Origin of the sequence: Streptomyces sp. Ag109_O5-10, assembly GCF_900105755.1 — a bacterium.
In the GTDB taxonomy this organism is placed as follows: Bacteria; Actinomycetota; Actinomycetes; order Streptomycetales; family Streptomycetaceae; genus Streptomyces.
This window is the reverse complement of record NZ_FNTQ01000001.1, coordinates 3,099,106-3,116,794: the sequence shown is the minus strand read 5'-3', so window position 1 is coordinate 3,116,794 and position 17,689 is coordinate 3,099,106. Positions and strand designations below refer to the sequence as shown.

The following is a 17,689-nucleotide window of genomic DNA, read 5'->3' as shown; positions in this document are numbered from 1 at the left end:
ACAGATGGATCTTGAGGCTCCGGTTCGAACTTTACGTCAACTTGGAACGGATGAAAGCCCTGGGAGGGTGACGATAATCCTGCAGCCCCGGTCGGATTCGGCCACGCCGATCCGGCCGCCGTGCAGATCCACCGCCCACCGGGCGATCGCCAGCCCCAGCCCGGTGCCGCCGTCGCTGCCCGGACCGTGCGGCCGCCGTACCGAGCCGCGGTTGAAGCGCTCGAAGACGCGGTGCCACTCCGAGCGCGGAATGCCGGGTCCCTCGTCCAGGACCTCCAGCTCCAGCGACTCCGGCTGCGGCCCGCGCCGCGCCCTGACGGTCACCCTGCCGTGCGCCGGGCTGTGCTTGACCGCGTTGTCGATGAGGTTCGCCACGACCTGGTGGATGCGCTCCGGGTCGGCGTGCGCGGTCAGCTCGGGCGGCGAGACGTCGAGATGCAGGTGGACGTCCGTACGCGTGTGGTTCCCCGAGCCCGAGGCCATGCCCCCGCGCGCCCCGGCGACCATGTTGGCCTCCTTGAGCACGCCCGAGAGGTACGGCCACACCTCGAAGCGGCGCTGGCGCAGGGGGACCACGCCGTTGTCGAGCCGGGACAGGTCGAGAAGGGTCTCCACGAGCCGTCCGAGGCGCTCGGTCTGCTTCAGGGCCGTGCGCATGGTCTCGGTGTCCGGCTCCGCGATCCCGTCGACGACGTTCTCCAGGACGGCCCGCAGCCCCGCGATGGGCGTGCGCAGCTCGTGCGAGACGTTCGCGACCAGCTCCTTGCGGTGGCGGTCCTGGGCCTCCAGCTCGTCGGCCATGACGTTGATCGTCTCGGCCAGGTCGCCCAGCTCGTCCCGGCGGTTCTCGCGCACCCGGCGCGTGTAGTCACCCTGCGATATCGACCGGGCCACCGCGTTCATGTCGTCCAGCGGCGCGGTGAGCGAATGCGCCACGAACTGGGTTATCAGCAGTGTGGCGATCATCGAGAAGACCGTGATGAAGCGCAGCTCCGTCTTGGTGTGCACCGCGACGATCGACAGACCGGTGGTGATCAGGACCGAGACGACGACCAGCGCGCCCAGCTTGGTCTTGATCGAGAACGGACGTACACCACCCCAGGGCTCCTCCGCGGAGCCCCCCGGGCGCCCGGGACCCCCGGGGCCTCTTGGTCCGGCCGGCCCGGCGCTCATGGCGTCGGGGTCTCCAGCGCGTAGCCCACACCGTGCACGGTGCGGATCCGCTCGGCGCCGATCTTCCGGCGCAGCGCCTTGATGTGGCTGTCGACCGTGCGGGTGCCGGAGGCGTCCGCCCAGTCCCACACCTCGGCGAGCAGCTGCTCACGGGAGAGCACCGCGCGCGGGGTGTTCGCCAGGCACACCAGGAGGTCGAACTCGGTGGGGGTCAGGTGCACGTCCTCGCTGCGCACCCGGACCCGGCGCTGCGCGTGGTCGATCTCCAGTTCACCGAGACGCAGGATGCCGGAGCGGGGCGTGGAGGCCGCGATGGCCGCCCGCTCCACCCGCCGCAGCAGCACGTGCACGCGTGCCGCCAGCTCCCGCATGGAGAACGGCTTGGTCATGTAGTCGTCGGCGCCGACCCCGAGGCCGACCAGCATGTCGGTCTCGTCGTCCCGCGCGGTGAGCATGAGCACCGGCACCGGCCGGGCGGCCTGCACACGCCGGCAGACCTCCAGACCGTCGAAGCCGGGCAGCATGATGTCGAGGATCAGCAGGTCGGGCTGCCAGGCCTCGGCGGTGTCGACGGCCGCCGGACCGTCGCCCGCTGTTTGCACGAGGAACCCCTCGGCGCGCAGGCGGGCCGCGATGGCGTCGACGATCGTCGGATCGTCCTCGACGACCAGAACCCGGCGCTGGGCGCCCTGGGTGGCCGTCGCCGTGCCGTTGTGGGAGGTGTGTGTCTGCTCCATCGCCCGCCCCTGTGTGCTTTCCGGAACCAGTGGGGTGATCCCATGACTGCGATTGACGCTTGAATGATCCGCGTCAGGGATGCACATTACGGGGACACGAGCCGCACTCGCTATCCAGGGCGGACGGCAAGGTGGACGACGTCCGGAACGCCCCGGGCAACGGGGATCTCTTCGGTACGCACCCGTTGGAAACCGGCATTCCACAAGGTTCCCTCGAATTCCGCTGAGGGTTGTGCCGACCATACGGCAAGCACTCCGCCGGGCCTCAACACCCTTGCGCAGCTTGCGAGTCCGGCCGGTGAGTAGAGCCCTTCGTTGCCTTCGTCGACGGTCCAGCCGGGGCCGTTGTCGATGTCCAGGCACAGGGCGTCGAACGTGTCCGATGTCTCATTGACGTAAGTGACGAGATCGCTCTCGACGATCACCGTGCGCGGATCGGCCAAGGCGCGGCCGGAGACCGCGGAGAGCGGACCGTCCCGGTGCCAGCCGACGACCGCCGCCTCCCGCTCCACGACCGTGATCCGCCCCCAGCGTGGTTCCTGCGCGGCTCGGACGAGCGAGAACCCGACGCCCAGCCCGCCGATCAGCACCGCCGGCTCGCTCCGTCCGTCCAGTGCCCGGAGCGCGGCGTCCACCAGCAGCCGTTCCGAGCGGCCGTCGGAGGTGTCCATCAGGAAGCAGCCGTTGGCGATGATCTGCAGGAGTCCGCCGTGTCTGCGCAGCACCACCTCGCCGTACGGTCCGTCGCGCCGGTCCAGGACCACCGGGCGGCTGTCGGGTGCGGAGGCCGAGGTCGTCATGGCGGCCATCCTGCCCCAACAGGGCTTTGCGGCCACCCGAATTACGGGTGAGGGCAGCCGCCCGGGTGTCACCCGTTCGAGGGGCCGCCCGGCGCTTCGCGCCCGCGGGTGACGGAAAGCGGCTCGTATGGTTCCTCTTGACCCCTCTTGGTTCTTCAGAAAATCCTTTGAATCGTTCCGTGGGTGGCCTCGGTCATAGACAGCGGTTCGTGGGACGACGAAAGGTGGGGCGAAACGGAAGGAGCGCCTCACCGTGGAACGGACCGCGAGGGCCGCATCGACGCCCACGCCCGAGCCCCTTCCCGGGGACGTCGCCGCCCTCCTCGACGGCGTGCCCCGCCAGCGCGGTCCGGCCGCGGCTCCCGTCCCGAGGTCCCCGCGCACCGCCCTCCCCGCGCCCTCCTGGGCCGTGCTGCCCCGGCGGCTCCTCCCCACCCCCACCGGCACCCCCGTCACCTTCACCTACACGGCGGTCCTGGCCCTCACCTCGCTCTTCGCGAGCTGGGCCGGCCCCGGCCTCATGTACGCGGTCTACCAGGACTCCAGCACCGACGTCGCCCACCTGCTGCGCACCCCGGTCTTCGTCCTGCTGGCCAGCGCGCTGTGGATCGCCGGCGGGCTGCTGTCGCCGTACGCGCTGGCCTTCGTGCTCGTCCTGACCGCGCTCGAGCGGCGGATAGGCGGTGCCCGCGCGATCCTCGTCTTCCTGGTCGGCCATGTCCTCGCCACCCTCGCGACCGAGATCCCGGTCGGCCTCGCGGTCCTGGTCGGCCACCTCCCCGACACCTCGCTGCACCGCCTCGACTACGGCATCAGCTTCGGTGTGGCCGCCAGCACCGGCGCGCTCTCCGGCCTCCTGGCCCCCTGGGCGCGCTGGTCGCTGCTCGCCCTGGTCGGCTACAGCCTCGTCTCCGACCTCATCGCCTTCCAGGACCCGATGACCAACTGGGGCCACCTGATCTCGCTGGCCATCGGCACCGGGCTCTGGCCGGTGGTCCGGCGCTGGCGGCGGGAGCGCGTCCAGGCACTGGCCCACACCGTTGTCCCCGTGGCCGTCCCCGTGGCCCCCTGAGCGCTCAGCCGCCCCGCGCCGCCGCCGGCGGCTTCGCCGACTCCGGTATCCCGAGCGCCCGTGCGTGTGCCTCGCCTTCCGCGGGAACGGCGACTCGTCGCTCTTGTCGCCCTCGTACACGGAGGGCCGGCCGGGCAACTCCGGCACGCGCGTGCACGTAATCCTGCGTGCGCGTAATCGGCTGTGTGCCGCCGTCGCCGTTCACCGTGAATCCGATGTCAGTCTCGGCCCGACTCCTGTGGCTGCGTCGTGAGGGTGTAGCGACGATCTCGCGGAGCCGTGGCGGTTGCATTCTTTTGAGGCGGGCGGATGTCGGCCGTTCCTCTTGCCCGCCGCCGCGGCGGCGGGCAGCCACGACGGCGTTGTTCGGCGGTGCCGGACCGGCCGGGGGCGTTGCGCCGCTGTGGCAGGCGGCCGGCTGCCGGGTGCGGGTGCGTCGTGGCTGGTCGCGCAGTTCCCCGCGCCCCTTATGGGGCGGTTCTGTGGGCCGGGGGTTCGATGCCGGGGAGGGATGGTCGGGGGTCGGGTGCGGGTGTGTTGTGGCTGGTCGCGTGGTTCCCCGCGTCCCTTATGGGGCGGTTCTGTGGGCCGGGGTTCGACGCGGGGGAGGGGCGGTCGGGGGTCGGGTGCGGGTGTGTTGTGGCTGGTCGCGTGGTTCCCCGCGTCCCTTATGGGGCGGTCCGGTGGGCCGGGGTTCGACGCGGGGGAGGGGCGGGGGCGTCGTGGGTGGTCGCGGAGTTTGCCGCGCCCGATACGGGGCGGCTCAGTGGGCCGGGGTCCAGACGTACGGGGTTGTCGTCGTCAGCGTCCTGAAGCCCAGGCGCTTCAGGATCGGGGCGCTGTCGGACGAGGCCTCCACGAGGAGGTAGGGGACGTTCCTGGCTGCCGCCCGGGTCGCTCGCAGGGCGACCAGCGCGCGGTAGATGCCCTTGCCGCGCCACTCGGCCAGGGTGGAGCCGCCCAGCAGCATCGCGAAGTCCGTGCCGGGGCGGAAGGCCACCCAGGCGGCCGAGACGACCTCCCCGGCGGCCTCGGCCACGAACACCTCGTTGTCGTGGGGGGCGACCGTGAGCCGGCCCCTCAGGTAGCCGGCGAGCCACGACATGTCCTCGCCCCACACCGCGGTCTCCAGTGCGGCGATCCGGTCCAGGTCCGCGTCGGCGGTGACCCGGCGCAGGGTCACGCCCGGCGGCAGGGCGGCCGCCTCTGCGGTCGACTCGCCGATCGGGGCGATCACCACCGTCTCCCGCGGCTCGGGCACGAAGCCCGCCGCGCGCAACCGGTCGGGGAGGTCCGCCGGGTCGTCGTGCCCGCGCGTCTTCCACTCCACGGCCTCGCCGCGCGCCGCGAAGAAGTCCCGCTGCCGGGCGATCAGCGCGTCCAGTTCGCGGCCGCGCACACCGCCCCAGTCGCGCGGTCCGGTCACGAAGCCGCGGTGCTGGCCCACCACTCGCAGGACCGGACCGTCGTGCTCGTAGCTGATCCCGGGCGCGGGGTCGGGCTGGACGGCGCGCATCTGGGCGTCGTAGGCGGCCAGCAGGGCCGCGCTGAGGTCGGTGTCGGTCATCGGGCGACCGTACGGGGAATGAGTGCGCGCCGAGCAACTGTTTTCCGCACACAGGGCTCCGTCCGTACGCCCGTACCGCCAGGTCAGCAGCCGATCGCTGACAGCGAACGCACCCCTGGGAACATTCGGTGGCTCACATGCATTGAGTCGGCATAACTCAAGTTGACTGCCGAAGGGGAGATCATGGCTTCGACGTCCGCATCACTCACCCTCCCTGTGCTGCCTCTCGACGGCGAGGTCGTGCTGCCCGGGATGGTGGTCCCGCTGGACCTGAAGGACCCCGATGTACGCGCCGCCGTGGAGGCCGCGCAGGCTGCCGCCCGTACCGAGGCGGGCAAGCCCAGGGTGCTGCTGGTGCCGCGGGTGGACGGCACCTACCCGGGCACCGGTGTGCTCGGGACCGTGGAGCAGGTCGGCCGCCTGGCCGACGGCGACCCGGGCGCGCTGATCCGCGGCCGCTACCGGGTGCGCATCGGCGCCGGCACCACCGGCCCGGGTGCCGCCCTGTGGGTCGAGGGCACCCGCGTCGACGAGAACGTCCCGGATCCGGTGCCCGGTCATGTCACCGAACTGATCAAGGAGTACAAGGCCCTCGCCACCGCGTGGCTGCGCAAGCGCGGCGCCTGGCAGGTCGTGGACCGGGTGCAGGCCATCGACGACGTCTCCCAGCTCGCCGACAACTCCGGTTACTCGCCCTTCCTGACCACCGAACAGAAGATCGAGCTCCTGGAGACCGTCGACGCGGTCGCCCGCCTGAAGGTGGCCACCCAGCAGCTGCGCGACCACCTCGCCGAGCAGGACGTGGCCGAGACCATCGCCAAGGACGTCCAGGAGGGCGTCGACAAGCAGCAGCGCGAGTTCCTGCTCCGCCGCCAGCTGGAGGCGGTCCGCAAGGAGCTGCGTGAGCTGAACGGCGACGCCGCCAAGGACGGCGAGGAGTCCGACGACTACCGCGCCCGGGTGGAGGCCGCCGACCTGCCGGAGAAGGTCCGGGAGGCCGCCCTCAAGGAGGTCGACAAGCTGGAGCGGTCCAGCGACCAGTCGCCCGAGGGCTCGTGGATCCGCACCTGGCTGGACACCGTCCTCGAACTGCCGTGGAACGAGCGGACCGAGGACGCGTACGACATCCAGGGCGCCAAGGCGGTCCTGGACGCCGAGCACGCCGGTCTGGAGGACGTGAAGGAGCGGATCACCGAGTACCTGGCGGTGCGCAAGCGCCGCAGCGACCGGGGGCTCGGCGTCATCGGCGGCCGCCGTGGCGGTGCCGTGCTGGCGCTCGTCGGTCCGCCCGGTGTCGGCAAGACCAGCCTGGGTGAGTCCGTCGCCCACGCGATGGGCCGCAAGTTCGTCCGGGTCGCCCTCGGCGGCGTCCGGGACGAGGCGGAGATCCGCGGCCACCGCCGTACGTACGTCGGCGCGCTGCCCGGCCGGATCGTGCGGGCGATCAAGGAGGCCGGTTCGATGAACCCGGTCGTCCTGCTCGACGAGATCGACAAGGTGGGCTCCGACTTCCGCGGCGACCCGGCCGCGGCCCTGCTCGAAGTCCTGGACCCGGCGCAGAACCACACCTTCCGCGACCACTACCTGGAGGTCGAACTCGACCTGTCCGACGTCGTCTTCCTCGCCACCGCCAACGTCCTGGAGGCGATCCCGGAGGCCCTGCTCGACCGCATGGAGCTGGTCCGCCTGGACGGCTACACCGAGGACGAGAAGGTCGTCATCGCCCGGGACCACCTGCTCCCGCGCCAGCTGGAGCGGGCGGGACTGGCCGAGGACGAGGTGACCCTCGACGAGAGCGCGCTGCGCAAGCTCGCCGGCGAGTACACCCGTGAGGCGGGCGTGCGCACCCTGGAGCGGTCGATCGCCCGGCTGCTCCGCAAGGTCGCGGCCCAGCACGAACTGGGCGCGCGGAAGCTGCCGTTCACGATCCGGGACGAGGACCTGCGCGCCCTGATCGGCCGGCCGCACCACGTGCCCGAGTCCGCCCAGGACCCGGCCGAGCGCCGCACCGCGGTACCGGGTGTGGCGACGGGCCTCGCGGTCACCGGCGCCGGCGGCGACGTCCTCTTCGTCGAGGCGTCCCTCGCCGATCCGGAGACCGGCGCGGCGGGTCTGACCCTCACCGGCCAGCTGGGTGACGTGATGAAGGAGAGCGCGCAGATCGCCCTGTCCTTCCTCCGCTCGCACGGCGCCGAACTGGAACTCCCGGTCGGCGACCTGAAGGACCGGGGCGTGCACATCCACTTCCCGGCGGGGGCGGTGCCGAAGGACGGTCCGAGCGCCGGCGTCACGATGACGACGGCCCTCGCGTCGCTGCTCTCCGGGCGGCTGGTCCGCACGGACGTGGCGATGACCGGCGAGGTCTCGCTGACCGGCCGGGTGCTGCCCATCGGCGGCGTGAAGCAGAAGCTGCTCGCCGCCCAGCGCGCGGGGGTGACGACCGTCATCATCCCGAAGCGCAACGAGGCCGACCTGGACGACGTCCCGGCCGAGGTGCTGGACAAGCTCGACGTCCACGCCGTGACCGACGTCCGCCAGGTCCTGGAGCTGGCGCTCGCGCCCGCCGTGAACGGCGCGGCGCCGGAGGTTCCGGTAGCGGCGTGACGGACGCTGCCGGATGCAGAAGAGGGCCCGGGTCCCCGCGAGGGGGCCCGGGCCTTCGTGCTGTGCCATTGTTCGTCCGCGTTCGTCCGCGGCGCTGTCGTGGCTGGTCGCGCAGTTCCTCCTGAAGTCTTCGGCCGGGGGTGCCCCCAGCGTCCCTCCAGGGGCGCTGCAGAACCGCCTAGCCGTTGGCCAGCGCCACCACCCGGTCGACGGCCCCGTTGAACTTGTCGTGGTCCCCGACCGTCGGTCCGGTCGACGTGTACTGCCACATCGTGTACGCCGACCAGCCGGCCGGCAGCGTGCCGACCTCCGAGGCGTAGCGGGCGATCCACAGCGGGTTGGCGGAGGCGAAGCCGCCGTAGTTGCCGGTGCAGTCGGTCCACCAGCTGGTCGCCGTGTAGATGACGGCGGCCCGGCCGGTGCGGGCCTTGTACCGGTTCAGGAAGTCGGTGATCCAGGTGACCATCCCGCTCTTGGACTTGCCGTAGCAGGCCGCGCCGTACGGGTTCCACTCGATGTCGAGGACGCCGGGAAGGGTCCGGCCGTCCTTCGACCAGCCGCCGCCGTGGTCGACGAAGTAGTCGGCCTGGGCGGCGCCGCCCGCGGTGTCCGGGGTCGCGAAGTGGTAGGCGCCGCGGATCATGCCGACGTCGTAGGAGCCGTTGTACTGCTGGGCGAAGGAGGGGTTCGTGTAGTACGTGCCTTCCGTCGCCTTGGAGTACGCCCATCTGACCCCGCTGCTCAGCAGGGTCGACCAGTTGACGTCGCCCTGGTAGCTGGCGACGTCGACGCCTTCGGTCTGGGTGGCGAGGCCGGTTCTGGGCGTGCCGTTCTGGCCGTCGTGGGCCAGAACGCCGATGCCCATGTACGCCGAGCCGCGGGCCGGGACGGCCGGGCCGGACGTGTCGGCGTGGGCGGGGGCCGGGCAGAGCGCGGCGAGCAGCAGCGCCAGTAGGCCGGTCAGGAGTGTGGGGGCGGGTCTGTGCACGGGCATGACGTGCCTCCGTGGGGTGAGGTGAGGTCCCAGGTATGCCAGAGGCGGTCGGTCAGCGCGGCGCGACACGACGCAGTGTCACACGGCACGACGCCACCGAATGGCGTGCGCATGCCAGCGATGGCCTGGTTCCAGACGCTACGCACCGTCCGGACCGCCGGGGAAGGGGGTCCGGAGGCTGCCGTTGGTCTACGCCTGCGGAATACTTGGCGAGCTGCGGCGATGACGGCGTTTGACGGAAACTTTCAGGACTGCGAAACCGATCAGGGGTGCTGACGTGCACGAGGACGAGAAGCGGGACGAACGGCGCGCCGCCACCGGGTTGACGCCAAGCGGCGCGGACCAGGAGTTCCTGGCCCTGGAACGCGAGTTGACGGTGCTGCTGCGTCGCGCCCGGGCCAGCCAGGGGGAGATGGCCCGGGAGGTCCACCCCAACCTGGAGTCCGCCGCGTACGGGCTGCTCGTACGGCTCGACGAGTGCGGCGGCCAGCGCGCCACCGAGCTGGCCGCCTACGTCGGCGTCGGCAAGGCCACCATGTCCCGCCAGCTGCGCGCCCTGGAGGAGCTCGGCCTGATCGCCCGGGAGCCCGACCCGGCCGACGGGCGGGCCTGGCTGGTCGCCCTCACCGACGAGGGCCGACGCCGCGTCGGCACGGTCCGCGAGGCCCGCCGGGGCCGCTACGTCCGCCAGCTCGCCCACTGGGACCGCACCGAGGTCGCGGAACTGGCCCGGCTGCTCAGCCAATTGAACGGCGTCATGGAGAAGTAGCACCCCTCCGGGCCTCCGGGCCCCTGAACTGCGCGCCTGCGGGCTCCCCGGACCTCCCGGGCTCCCGGGCTTCCGGGCTTCCGGGCTCCCCGGCCCCCGGGGCCGCGACCGCCGCCACCGGACAGCGACCGCCGCCCCCGGGCCGTGACCGCCGCCCCCGGGCCGCGACCGCCGCCACCGGGCCGTCCGTCCGGGGCCGCGGGGCCGCCGGGACCGCCTGGGGCCTCACAGTTCGACGTACACCACCGTCGCGTCGTCGTGCGTCTTGCTCCGCCGCAGGAACACCCGTTCCTCCCTGTCGGCCGCCTCCAGCTCTCGCACTCGGCCGACCAGGGCCCCCGCGCCCTCCTTGCGTACGACGTCGAGGAGGGCCGCCCAGTCGCCCTCCCGGAACTTCTCCGTCCAGCGGGTCGCCCCGTCCGTGAGCGCGGCCAGCGCCCGGACCTCGGCGCGGGGCACCGTCCCGGTGACCGCGCGGGCGGCCACCGAGGGATCGGCGGCGGCCGTGAAGAAGCCGCCCTCCTTGTTGCGGACCGTGGCGTCGGCGATCGCGTCCGAGGCCAGCGAGGCGCGCGGCACCCGGTCGAGCCGGTCGTCCAGGACCGGGGTGACCGTGCCGTCGGGCGACCTCAGGAGCAGCGCCGAGTCGGACAGGACGAGGAACTCCACGGTCTCCGCGGACCAGCGGGCGAGCACGACCGTCGCCTGAGGGGTGCGCGGGTGAGAAAGGTCACAGGTGTCACCATGTGCGACGGCTGTGCGTGCGATCGCCTGTTCGAGGATCTCCCGCAGCGTCAGATCTCCTCGCGAAACGGTCAGTTCGGTCAGGGCGCCGCCCAGCCGTGTGGTGAACCAGTGGACGGAATGCAGACATCCGGTGCCGTCCCGCGGCGGGGTGACCCCGTCCAGGACGATCGCGCAACCCCCCTGCCCCGAGGCGGGAAGTCCTATACCGGCGAAGTCCTCGTTGGGGCGGTCGGGGGCGCCGGGTTCCGAAACGACTTCAGTACGCATTCGGCCAGTCTGCACGACCCCTCCACAGGCTTCACCAAAGGCTGGCAACCACCCGGGAATTGGTGCGGTATCGCAGGTCAGCCGCCTGATTTGGGGTGGAATGGCGCACTCCGGGAAGCTGCGGCGGCGAATCCTGTCAAAGCCCGCCGTCCGCGTCCAACCGGCCAGCCGGAAAGGGGCCCCGCACAGTCCGCCGGAACTTGCCCGCCAACTCCCCTCCGATGTTCACTCCTTCGGGTGGCGGGTGGAGTGATGTGAGACCACTGCCCATCGGCGCTGGGAGGGTCGGGGACCGTACGAAACGGGTGCAGGCACCACTTGGCACCGAAATGCCGGGGACTATGACGGGGTGACACCCAACCCCCTTGGGTACACGAGTTGAGGAATGCGAGCACCGGTGCAGAAGACGCGGCCTCGGCGCACAGGCAAGAAGACGGCCTCCGAAACGGGCGCCGCGGCTCCCGTGGGCACCGGCCGCCCCAAGCACGTCCGCACCCGGCTGATCGTGGCCGTGGCCGTGGTCGCCGCGGCCGTCGCGGGCGCCGGAGCACCCGCCCTGCTCACCGCCTCCGGGCAGCTGAGCGACTCCCAGGACCTGGTGACCCTGTCCGGCCGCACCCAGGACGCGCTGGCCCTCGCCAACTCGCTCGCCGACGAGCGCGACGAGGTCACCTCCTACATCGCGGCCGGCCGCCCCAAGTCCAAGGCACCCTCGGAGGACCGCAGCGCCCGCGTCGACCGCCAGGTCGAGGACCTGCGCGGGAGCACCGACGCCCCCGGCTGGCTGCGCACCGACCTCGACGGCATCGCCGCCGTCCGCCGCTCCGCCCTCACCGGCCAGAGCACCGCTCTCGAAGCGCACCAGGCGTACTCGGCGACCATCACCGAACTGCACCGGCTCGCCGAACAACTGGCCGAGCAGATGCCCCCCAGGGCCGGCTCCGGCGCCTACGCACTCGCGGAACTCGACACCGCCGTCCAGCAGTCCGCCGCCGCCAGGGGCCTGCTGCTGGCCGCCCTGAACATCCCCAGCACCACCCAGACCACGATCAGCCCCCTCACCGGCCTGCCCGTCACCAGCACCACCACCTCCGGCGCCGACAGGAAGCAGCGCGACGCGCTCACCGCCGCCGCCCAGCAGGCCAGGCTGCGCGCCGACGCGGCCCTCGCCGACTTCCGCGACACCGCGCCCAAGGCGGCGGTCGACTCGTACGACTCCACGGTCACCGGCGGTGACGTCAACGACGCCGACAAGTACCTGGCCGCCCTCACCGACCGGCCCACCTTCTCCGACGGCGACCTCGCCACCGGCACCAAGAAGCTGGACGCGGCGCTCTCCGCCCGGGTCGACCTGATGCGGGGCGCGGAGTCGGCCCTCTACGACCACCGCACCAAGGACCTCGCGGCGCTCCGCGACGATGACGTCAACGCGCTGGAGATCCGGGTCGCCGTGGTCGGCGCCCTGATGCTGGTCGCCGTCGGCATCGCCACGGCCATGGCCCGCTCCCTCACCCGCCCCCTCTCCGTGCTCCGCCGGGGCTCGGCCCGCCTCGCCGGGGCCGAGGACCCGCGCACCGAGGAACCGATCACCTTCACCGGCCGCAACGACGAGTTCGCGCAGGTCGTCCGTTCCGTCAACGCCCTGCACGCGCACGCCGCCGGACTCTACGACCGGATCGCCACCCTGGAGACGGACCGCAAGCACCTGGTCGGCCAGCGCCAGAAGATGGCCGAGGCCCGCGAGGAGCTGCGCGCCGAGCTCACCGACGCCGCCGCCCAGCTGGAGCGGCTGCGCTCCAGCATCGGCGGCACGTTCGTCAACCTGGCGCTGCGCACGCTCGGCCTGGTGGAGCGCCAGCTCGCCGTGATCGAGACCCTGGAGGAGCGCGAGCAGGACCCCGAGCGCCTGTCGACCCTCTTCAAGCTCGACCACTTCGCCACGGTCATGCGCCGCCACAGCGAGAACCTCCTGGTCCTCGCCGGCACCGAACACGTCCAGCAGCACGCGGGCCCGATCCCGCTGGTGGACGTCGTCCGGGCGGCGGTCAGCGAGATCGAGCGCTACGAGCGGGTCCGGATCGCCGCCCTGCCCCCGCACGCGCACGTGGCCGGTTTCGCGGCCGACGACCTCTCCCACCTCCTCGCCGAGCTCATGGAGAACGCCACCGCGTCCTCCCCGCCCGACGTCCCCGTCGAGATCTCCGGCTGGCTGCTGGAGAGCGGCGAGGTCATGCTCTCCGTCCAGGACGAGGGCATCGGCATGACCGCCGACCGCATGGTCCGCCTCAACGGCCGCCTCGCCGAGTTCGACCCCGAGTCGCCCTACGACCAGGAGGGCGAGGGCGGTCTCGGCCTCGGCCTCTACGTGGTGGCCCGCCTCGCCCACCGGCACGGCGTCCGCGTCCAGCTGCGCGAGCAGAAGCAGGGCGGGGTGGCGGCGGTCGTGGTCCTGCCCCAGCCGCTGCTGGCCCAGGCCCCGCGGACCACGGTCCCCGCACCCGCGACCAGCTCGGCCGGCGCCCACGCCTTCTCCCTGCCCGGCGCGGACGCCGAGGTCAACTCCAACGTCCTGTACGGTCGCTCGGCGTCCGGCGACCCGCTGGTGACGCTGGCGGAGAACGCGGTGCGCGCGGCCGACGAACAGCCCGCCCACGAGCAGGCGCCGGCGCCGAAGAACGAGGACGCCGAGCCCAGCGCGCGGCCGAAGGCACCGGCGGAGACGCCGGCCGAGACCACGATGGAGCTGCTGGTCCCGCTCACGGAACAGGATCTCCGGCCGACCGGGGAGACCGAGCCGCGGCCACGGACCGTTCCCGGCGAGGAGCGGACGCCGGCCGGTGCCGCCGAGGAGTGGACGCACCCCACCGACGCCGAGATCCGGCCGCGGCGCCGGCGGGCCGAGGGTGACGACTGGCCCGGGTCGCTGAGTGCCGAGGACGAGGACCGGCCGCGGCGTCGGCGGGGCGAGGACGACGACTGGCCCAAGCCGCAGTCCGCGGACGCCGAGCACCACGCGCGTCCGCAACCCGCGGCAGCCGACGGTGAGTACGCCCCGCCGAGGCCGGCCGCACCTGACCTGGCCAGCATGGATGGTGCGGGTGGGAACGGCTTCGGCGTAGCCGAGGAGCACTCCCGCCCGCTGCCCCTGCCCGCGACCGCCGAGGCCGAGGCCGACGACGACGCTGACGCCGAGGACGAGGTCACCAGCAAGGGCCTCCCCAAGCGGACCCCCAGGATCACCGCTCCCGCCCCGGCACCCCGCCAGCGCAGCACCGGCGTCGACGCGGACGCCCTCCGCCGCAGGCTCGGCGGCTTCCGCCGGGGCGCCGACGCCGGACGGCGTGACGTCGAGGCGGAGATCGCCGAGCAGACCGGCCAGAACCAGGTGCCGAGCACCGTACGGGCCGTGCCCGGTACAGCCGTATCCGAAGAAGCCACGGGGGGCACATCCGAGGAGGCAAGCAGTTGACCGCGCCCAGTACCTTCGGACTGAGCAGTGAGGCCCGCAACCTGCACTGGCTGCTGAGCAACCTCGTCGAGGAGGTGCCCGGGATCCAGTCGGTCGCCGTGGTCTCCTCCGACGGACTGCTCCTGCTCTCCTCGGACACCAGCCGGAACCAGGAGGCCCGCGAGGCGCAGGGCGGGAAGCGCAAGGGTCCCCGCGGCTCCTCCGCCGACCTCGCCACCATCGTCTCCGGCATCGGCAGCCTGACCATCGGCGCCGCCCGGCTGATGGACTCCGGCCCGGTCAAGCACACGATGGTCGCGATGGACGAGGGCAGCCTCTTCGTGATGTCGATCAGCGACGGCTCGCTGCTGGGCGTGCACGGCAGCGCGGAGTGCGACATGAGCGTGGTGGCGTATCACATGGCACTGTTCGTCGGCCGCGCCGGCCACGTCCTCACCCCCGAACTGCGCACCGAGCTGCGCAAGTCCCTAGAGGCCGACGCGACGAGGAGCGGCCGATGAGCAGCGCGCCGAAGAACCGCGGGCAGAACCTCCCGGTACGCGGCGGCGACCGCAAACCCGCCCGCGTCCGCCCCTACTCGCTCACCGGCGGCCGTACCCGCTTCGGTCACGTCCTCCTGGTGGAGACCTTCGTGGCGGCCCTCGAGGCCCCGGAGGAGCGCAAGGAACTGACGAATGGTTCCCTCAGCACCCGGGTGATGCCCGAGATGCAGGCCATCGTCGAACTGTGCCGCCGCATGCGGACGGTGGCCGAGATCGCCGCGCTGCTGAAGATGCCGCTCGGCGTGGTCCGGGTCCTGCTCAGCGACCTCGCGGACCAGGGAAAGATCCGTGTGTACGGAACCGGTACCGGGCACGGCGTCGGCCGCCCGGACCGCGCTCTGCTGGAAAGGGTGCTGAGTGGACTACGCCGTCTCTGACGCCACCGGCGTCGACCCGCTCCTCGACGAGGAGGAGCAGCCGCGGTCCTGGCAGACGGACCGCAGCCGGGCCCCCATCGCGACGAAGATAGTCGTGGCGGGCGGCTTCGGCGTCGGCAAGACCACGCTGGTCACCGCCGTCTCGGAGATCACGCCCCTGCAGACCGAGGCGCTGATGACCGAGGCGAGCGAGGAGACCGACGACCTCACCGCCACGCCCGGCAAGCTGACCACCACCGTGGCCATGGACTTCGGCCGCATCACGCTCGACGACGACCTGGTGCTCTACCTGTTCGGCACGCCGGGCCAGCAGCGGTTCTGGTTCATGTGGGACGACCTGGTGCGCGGCGCGATCGGCGCCGTCGTCCTCGCGGACACCCGGCGCCTGAAGGACTGCTTCCCGGCGCTGGACTACTTCGAGAGCTGCGGGCTGCCGTACGTCGTCGCGGTCAACCACTTCGACGGCAGCGAGCGCTTCGAACCCGAGGACGTGCGGGAGGCGTTGACGATCCCGCCGCACATACCTGTAATGATCATGGACGCCCGCCGTCGGATCTCGGCCATCGAGACGCTGCTGTCCCTGGTCGCCCACGCGCTGGACGAAACTCCCGAGTAGCACCCGGGTAGATCTTCTGAACCCTTAGGAGCCACCACCGCATGCGGAAGATACTCGTCGTGGGGGCCGGCCAGGCCGGTCTCCAGCTCGCCCTCGGCCTCCAGTCGCACGGCTACGAGGTCACCCTGATGTCGAACCGGACCGCGGACGAGATCCGCTCCGGCCGGGTCATGTCGACGCAGTGCATGTTCCACACGGCACTGCAGCACGAGCGCGATCTCCAGCTGAACTTCTGGGAGTCCCAGGCCCCGAAGATCGAAGGACTCGGCGTCTCGGTCGCGGCCCCCGGCTCCTGGGGCGAGGGTCCCGCGGCCCGCGCCATCGACTGGGTGGGCAGGCTCGACGGGTACGCGCAGTCGGTCGACCAGCGGGTGAAGATGGCCGGCTGGATGGAGACGTTCGCGCAGCGCGGCGGGCAGCTGGTCATCCACGGCGCGGCGGTCGGCGACCTCGACTACTTCGCCCGCACCTACGACCTGGTGCTGGTCTCGGCCGGCAAGGGCGAGCTGGTCCAGATGTTCGGCCGCGACGCCTCCCGCTCGCCGTACAGCGAGCCGCAGCGGGCGCTGGCCGTCTCCTACGTCCACGGGCTCGGCCCCCGCCCCGAGCACCCGGACTTCTACGCGGTCCGCTGCAACCTGGTCCCCGGCGTCGGCGAACTCTTCGTCATGCCGACCCTGACCACCTCGGGACCCGCCGACATCCTCTTCTGGGAGGGCATACCCGGCGGCCCGCTGGACGTCTTCAACGGCGTCAAGGACCCCTCGGAGCACCTCTCCCTGACCCTGGAACTCATGGAGCGGTACACGCCCTGGGAGCACGCGCGGGCCACCAAGGCCGAACTGACCGACGCCGGCGGCACCCTCGCCGGCCGCTACGCCCCCACCGTCCGCAACCCGATCGGCCGCCTCCCCGGCGGCGGGCTGGTCCTCGGCGTCGCGGACGTCGTCGTCGCCAACGACCCGATCACCGGCCAGGGCTCCAACTCCGCCTCCAAGTGCGCCGCCTCCTACCTCGCCTCGATCCTCGAACAGGGCGAGAAGGAGTTCGACGAGACCTGGATGCAGGAGACGTTCGACCGCTACTGGAACACGGCCCAGCACGTCACCAAGTGGACGAACGCCATGCTGGCGCCGCCGCCGGAGCACATCCTCAACCTGATCGGCGCGGCGGGCCAGCTCCCCCCGGTGGCCAACCGTTTCGCCAACGGCTTCAACGACCCGGCCGACTTCGAGAACTTCTTCTACGAGCCGGAGAAGACGGAGGCCTACCTGGCCTCGGTCGCCGGCGCCTGACGGCTCTCCGACCTGGGTGCTGGCTGTCGGCCTCTGTCGTTGTCGGTCGACGTCGGCTGGCCTCGGACGGCCCACAGACGGCCCCGGATGTGGGCCGCCTGTGGCCTTCGACGTTCAGCTGCTTCGCCGTGAACCAGGGCCTGCCGCTGGTTCCCTCGGGATGCCCGCGGGCCGGGTAGACGTTCACGAACGGAACCCCAAGCTCAAGCCGTAGGTGGGAGCGCCCTGTGGGAGGGGCAGGCTCCGAAGAGCCTGCCCCGCCTGTCACTTGCCCTTCGGCTTGTGCTTGGTCGGGTCAACGAGCGTGTAACCCTGGCCGGCCTTGGGCGTCGGCGGCAGGGGACTTGCCCTTCACGGCCGTGACCTCGCTCTTGGAGCCGGGGACCTCGTACTGTCCCGACTTCGGCGGCGGCGTACCCGGCGTGAGCTTCTTGGCCACCTTGATCACCTGCCCTCCGAGCTGGACACCGCTCGATGTTGACCCCGCCCTTCTGGGTGAAGGGGTAGCCATGTGGGGTCGTTGGGCGCCTAGGAACGCATCACGACCCCAGTTCTCGACCGCGCCCACCTTCACCTCCGCCGTGCGTGTCGGCGGTTGATCACCGGCGTAGGCTCCGCGTGTCCGCATGCAGCGCACAACCGAGGGACGTTCATGGGCGA

Annotated in this window: 14 protein-coding genes; 8 read left to right on the top strand and 6 right to left on the bottom strand. The window is 72.0% G+C overall.

What is annotated here, in order from left to right:
- Positions 1–36: 36 nt before the first annotated feature.
- The 3 genes from BLW82_RS14155 to BLW82_RS14145 form a co-directional block, all read right to left on the bottom strand.
- The gene (locus tag BLW82_RS14155) at positions 37–1,173 is read right to left on the bottom strand and encodes a HAMP domain-containing sensor histidine kinase (RefSeq protein ID WP_093499135.1); all 1,137 of its coding nucleotides are present in this window, start codon (positions 1,171–1,173) and stop codon (positions 37–39) included.
- Entirely contained in the window at positions 1,170–1,910 is a 741-nt protein-coding gene (locus BLW82_RS14150) for a response regulator transcription factor (RefSeq protein WP_093499134.1), read from the bottom strand. The genes BLW82_RS14155 and BLW82_RS14150 overlap by 4 nt, the downstream gene beginning before the upstream one ends.
- 110 nt (positions 1,911–2,020) lie before the next feature.
- Positions 2,021–2,710: a spermidine synthase family protein gene (locus BLW82_RS14145; protein ID WP_093499133.1), complete on the bottom strand. Its 690-nt coding sequence runs from the start codon at positions 2,708–2,710 to the stop codon at positions 2,021–2,023.
- 253 nt (positions 2,711–2,963) lie between these two features.
- On the opposite strand from BLW82_RS14145, the gene BLW82_RS14140 reads away from it, so the two are divergent.
- On the top strand, positions 2,964–3,782 hold the full coding sequence (locus BLW82_RS14140) for a rhomboid-like protein (RefSeq protein ID WP_093499132.1): 819 nt from the start codon (positions 2,964–2,966) through the stop codon (positions 3,780–3,782).
- 763 nt (positions 3,783–4,545) lie between these two features.
- Here BLW82_RS14140 and BLW82_RS14135 read toward each other — a convergent pair.
- Complete coding sequence (locus BLW82_RS14135; RefSeq protein ID WP_093499131.1) at positions 4,546–5,349, bottom strand: GNAT family N-acetyltransferase; 804 nt, start codon at positions 5,347–5,349, stop codon at positions 4,546–4,548.
- 183 nt (positions 5,350–5,532) lie between these two features.
- Between BLW82_RS14135 and lon the strand changes: the two genes are divergently transcribed.
- On the top strand, positions 5,533–7,953 hold the full coding sequence (gene lon / locus BLW82_RS14130; RefSeq protein ID WP_093499130.1) for an endopeptidase La: 2,421 nt from the start codon (positions 5,533–5,535) through the stop codon (positions 7,951–7,953).
- 178 nt (positions 7,954–8,131) lie between these two features.
- On the opposite strand, the gene BLW82_RS14125 is transcribed toward lon, so the two are convergent.
- Positions 8,132–8,947: a lysozyme gene (locus tag BLW82_RS14125; RefSeq protein ID WP_093499129.1), complete on the bottom strand. Its 816-nt coding sequence runs from the start codon at positions 8,945–8,947 to the stop codon at positions 8,132–8,134.
- Positions 8,948–9,224: 277 nt separating this feature from the next.
- Here BLW82_RS14125 and BLW82_RS14120 point away from each other — a divergent pair, with 277 nt between their 5' ends.
- Complete coding sequence (locus BLW82_RS14120) at positions 9,225–9,716, top strand: MarR family winged helix-turn-helix transcriptional regulator (protein WP_093499128.1); 492 nt, start codon at positions 9,225–9,227, stop codon at positions 9,714–9,716.
- Between the two features lie 225 nt (positions 9,717–9,941).
- On the opposite strand, the gene BLW82_RS14115 is transcribed toward BLW82_RS14120, so the two are convergent.
- A complete protein-coding gene (locus BLW82_RS14115) occupies positions 9,942–10,730 on the bottom strand; it encodes a protein phosphatase 2C domain-containing protein (RefSeq protein ID WP_093499127.1) in 789 nt (262 codons plus the stop codon).
- A 397-nt stretch (positions 10,731–11,127) separates the two neighbouring features.
- Between BLW82_RS14115 and BLW82_RS14110 the strand changes: the two genes are divergently transcribed.
- Genes BLW82_RS14110 through BLW82_RS14090 form a run of 5 tightly spaced genes read left to right on the top strand, consistent with a single transcriptional unit; the run spans position 11,128 to position 17,029 of the window.
- Positions 11,128–14,199 (top strand): sensor histidine kinase, encoded by a 3,072-nt coding sequence (locus BLW82_RS14110; RefSeq protein WP_177232942.1) that lies wholly within the window; start codon positions 11,128–11,130, stop codon positions 14,197–14,199.
- The gene (locus tag BLW82_RS14105) at positions 14,196–14,699 is read left to right on the top strand and encodes a roadblock/LC7 domain-containing protein (RefSeq protein WP_093499125.1); all 504 of its coding nucleotides are present in this window, start codon (positions 14,196–14,198) and stop codon (positions 14,697–14,699) included. The genes BLW82_RS14110 and BLW82_RS14105 overlap by 4 nt, the downstream gene beginning before the upstream one ends.
- Positions 14,696–15,118, top strand: a complete 423-nt coding sequence (locus BLW82_RS14100) for a DUF742 domain-containing protein (RefSeq protein WP_093499124.1) — start codon at positions 14,696–14,698, stop codon at positions 15,116–15,118. Before BLW82_RS14105 ends, BLW82_RS14100 begins: the two co-directional genes overlap by 4 nt.
- Positions 15,099–15,734, top strand: a complete 636-nt coding sequence (locus BLW82_RS14095; RefSeq protein WP_093499123.1) for a GTP-binding protein — start codon at positions 15,099–15,101, stop codon at positions 15,732–15,734. The genes BLW82_RS14100 and BLW82_RS14095 overlap by 20 nt, the downstream gene beginning before the upstream one ends.
- A 41-nt stretch (positions 15,735–15,775) precedes the next feature.
- Positions 15,776–17,029 (top strand): styrene monooxygenase/indole monooxygenase family protein, encoded by a 1,254-nt coding sequence (locus BLW82_RS14090; protein WP_093499122.1) that lies wholly within the window; start codon positions 15,776–15,778, stop codon positions 17,027–17,029.
- Positions 17,030–17,689 lie beyond the last annotated feature (660 nt).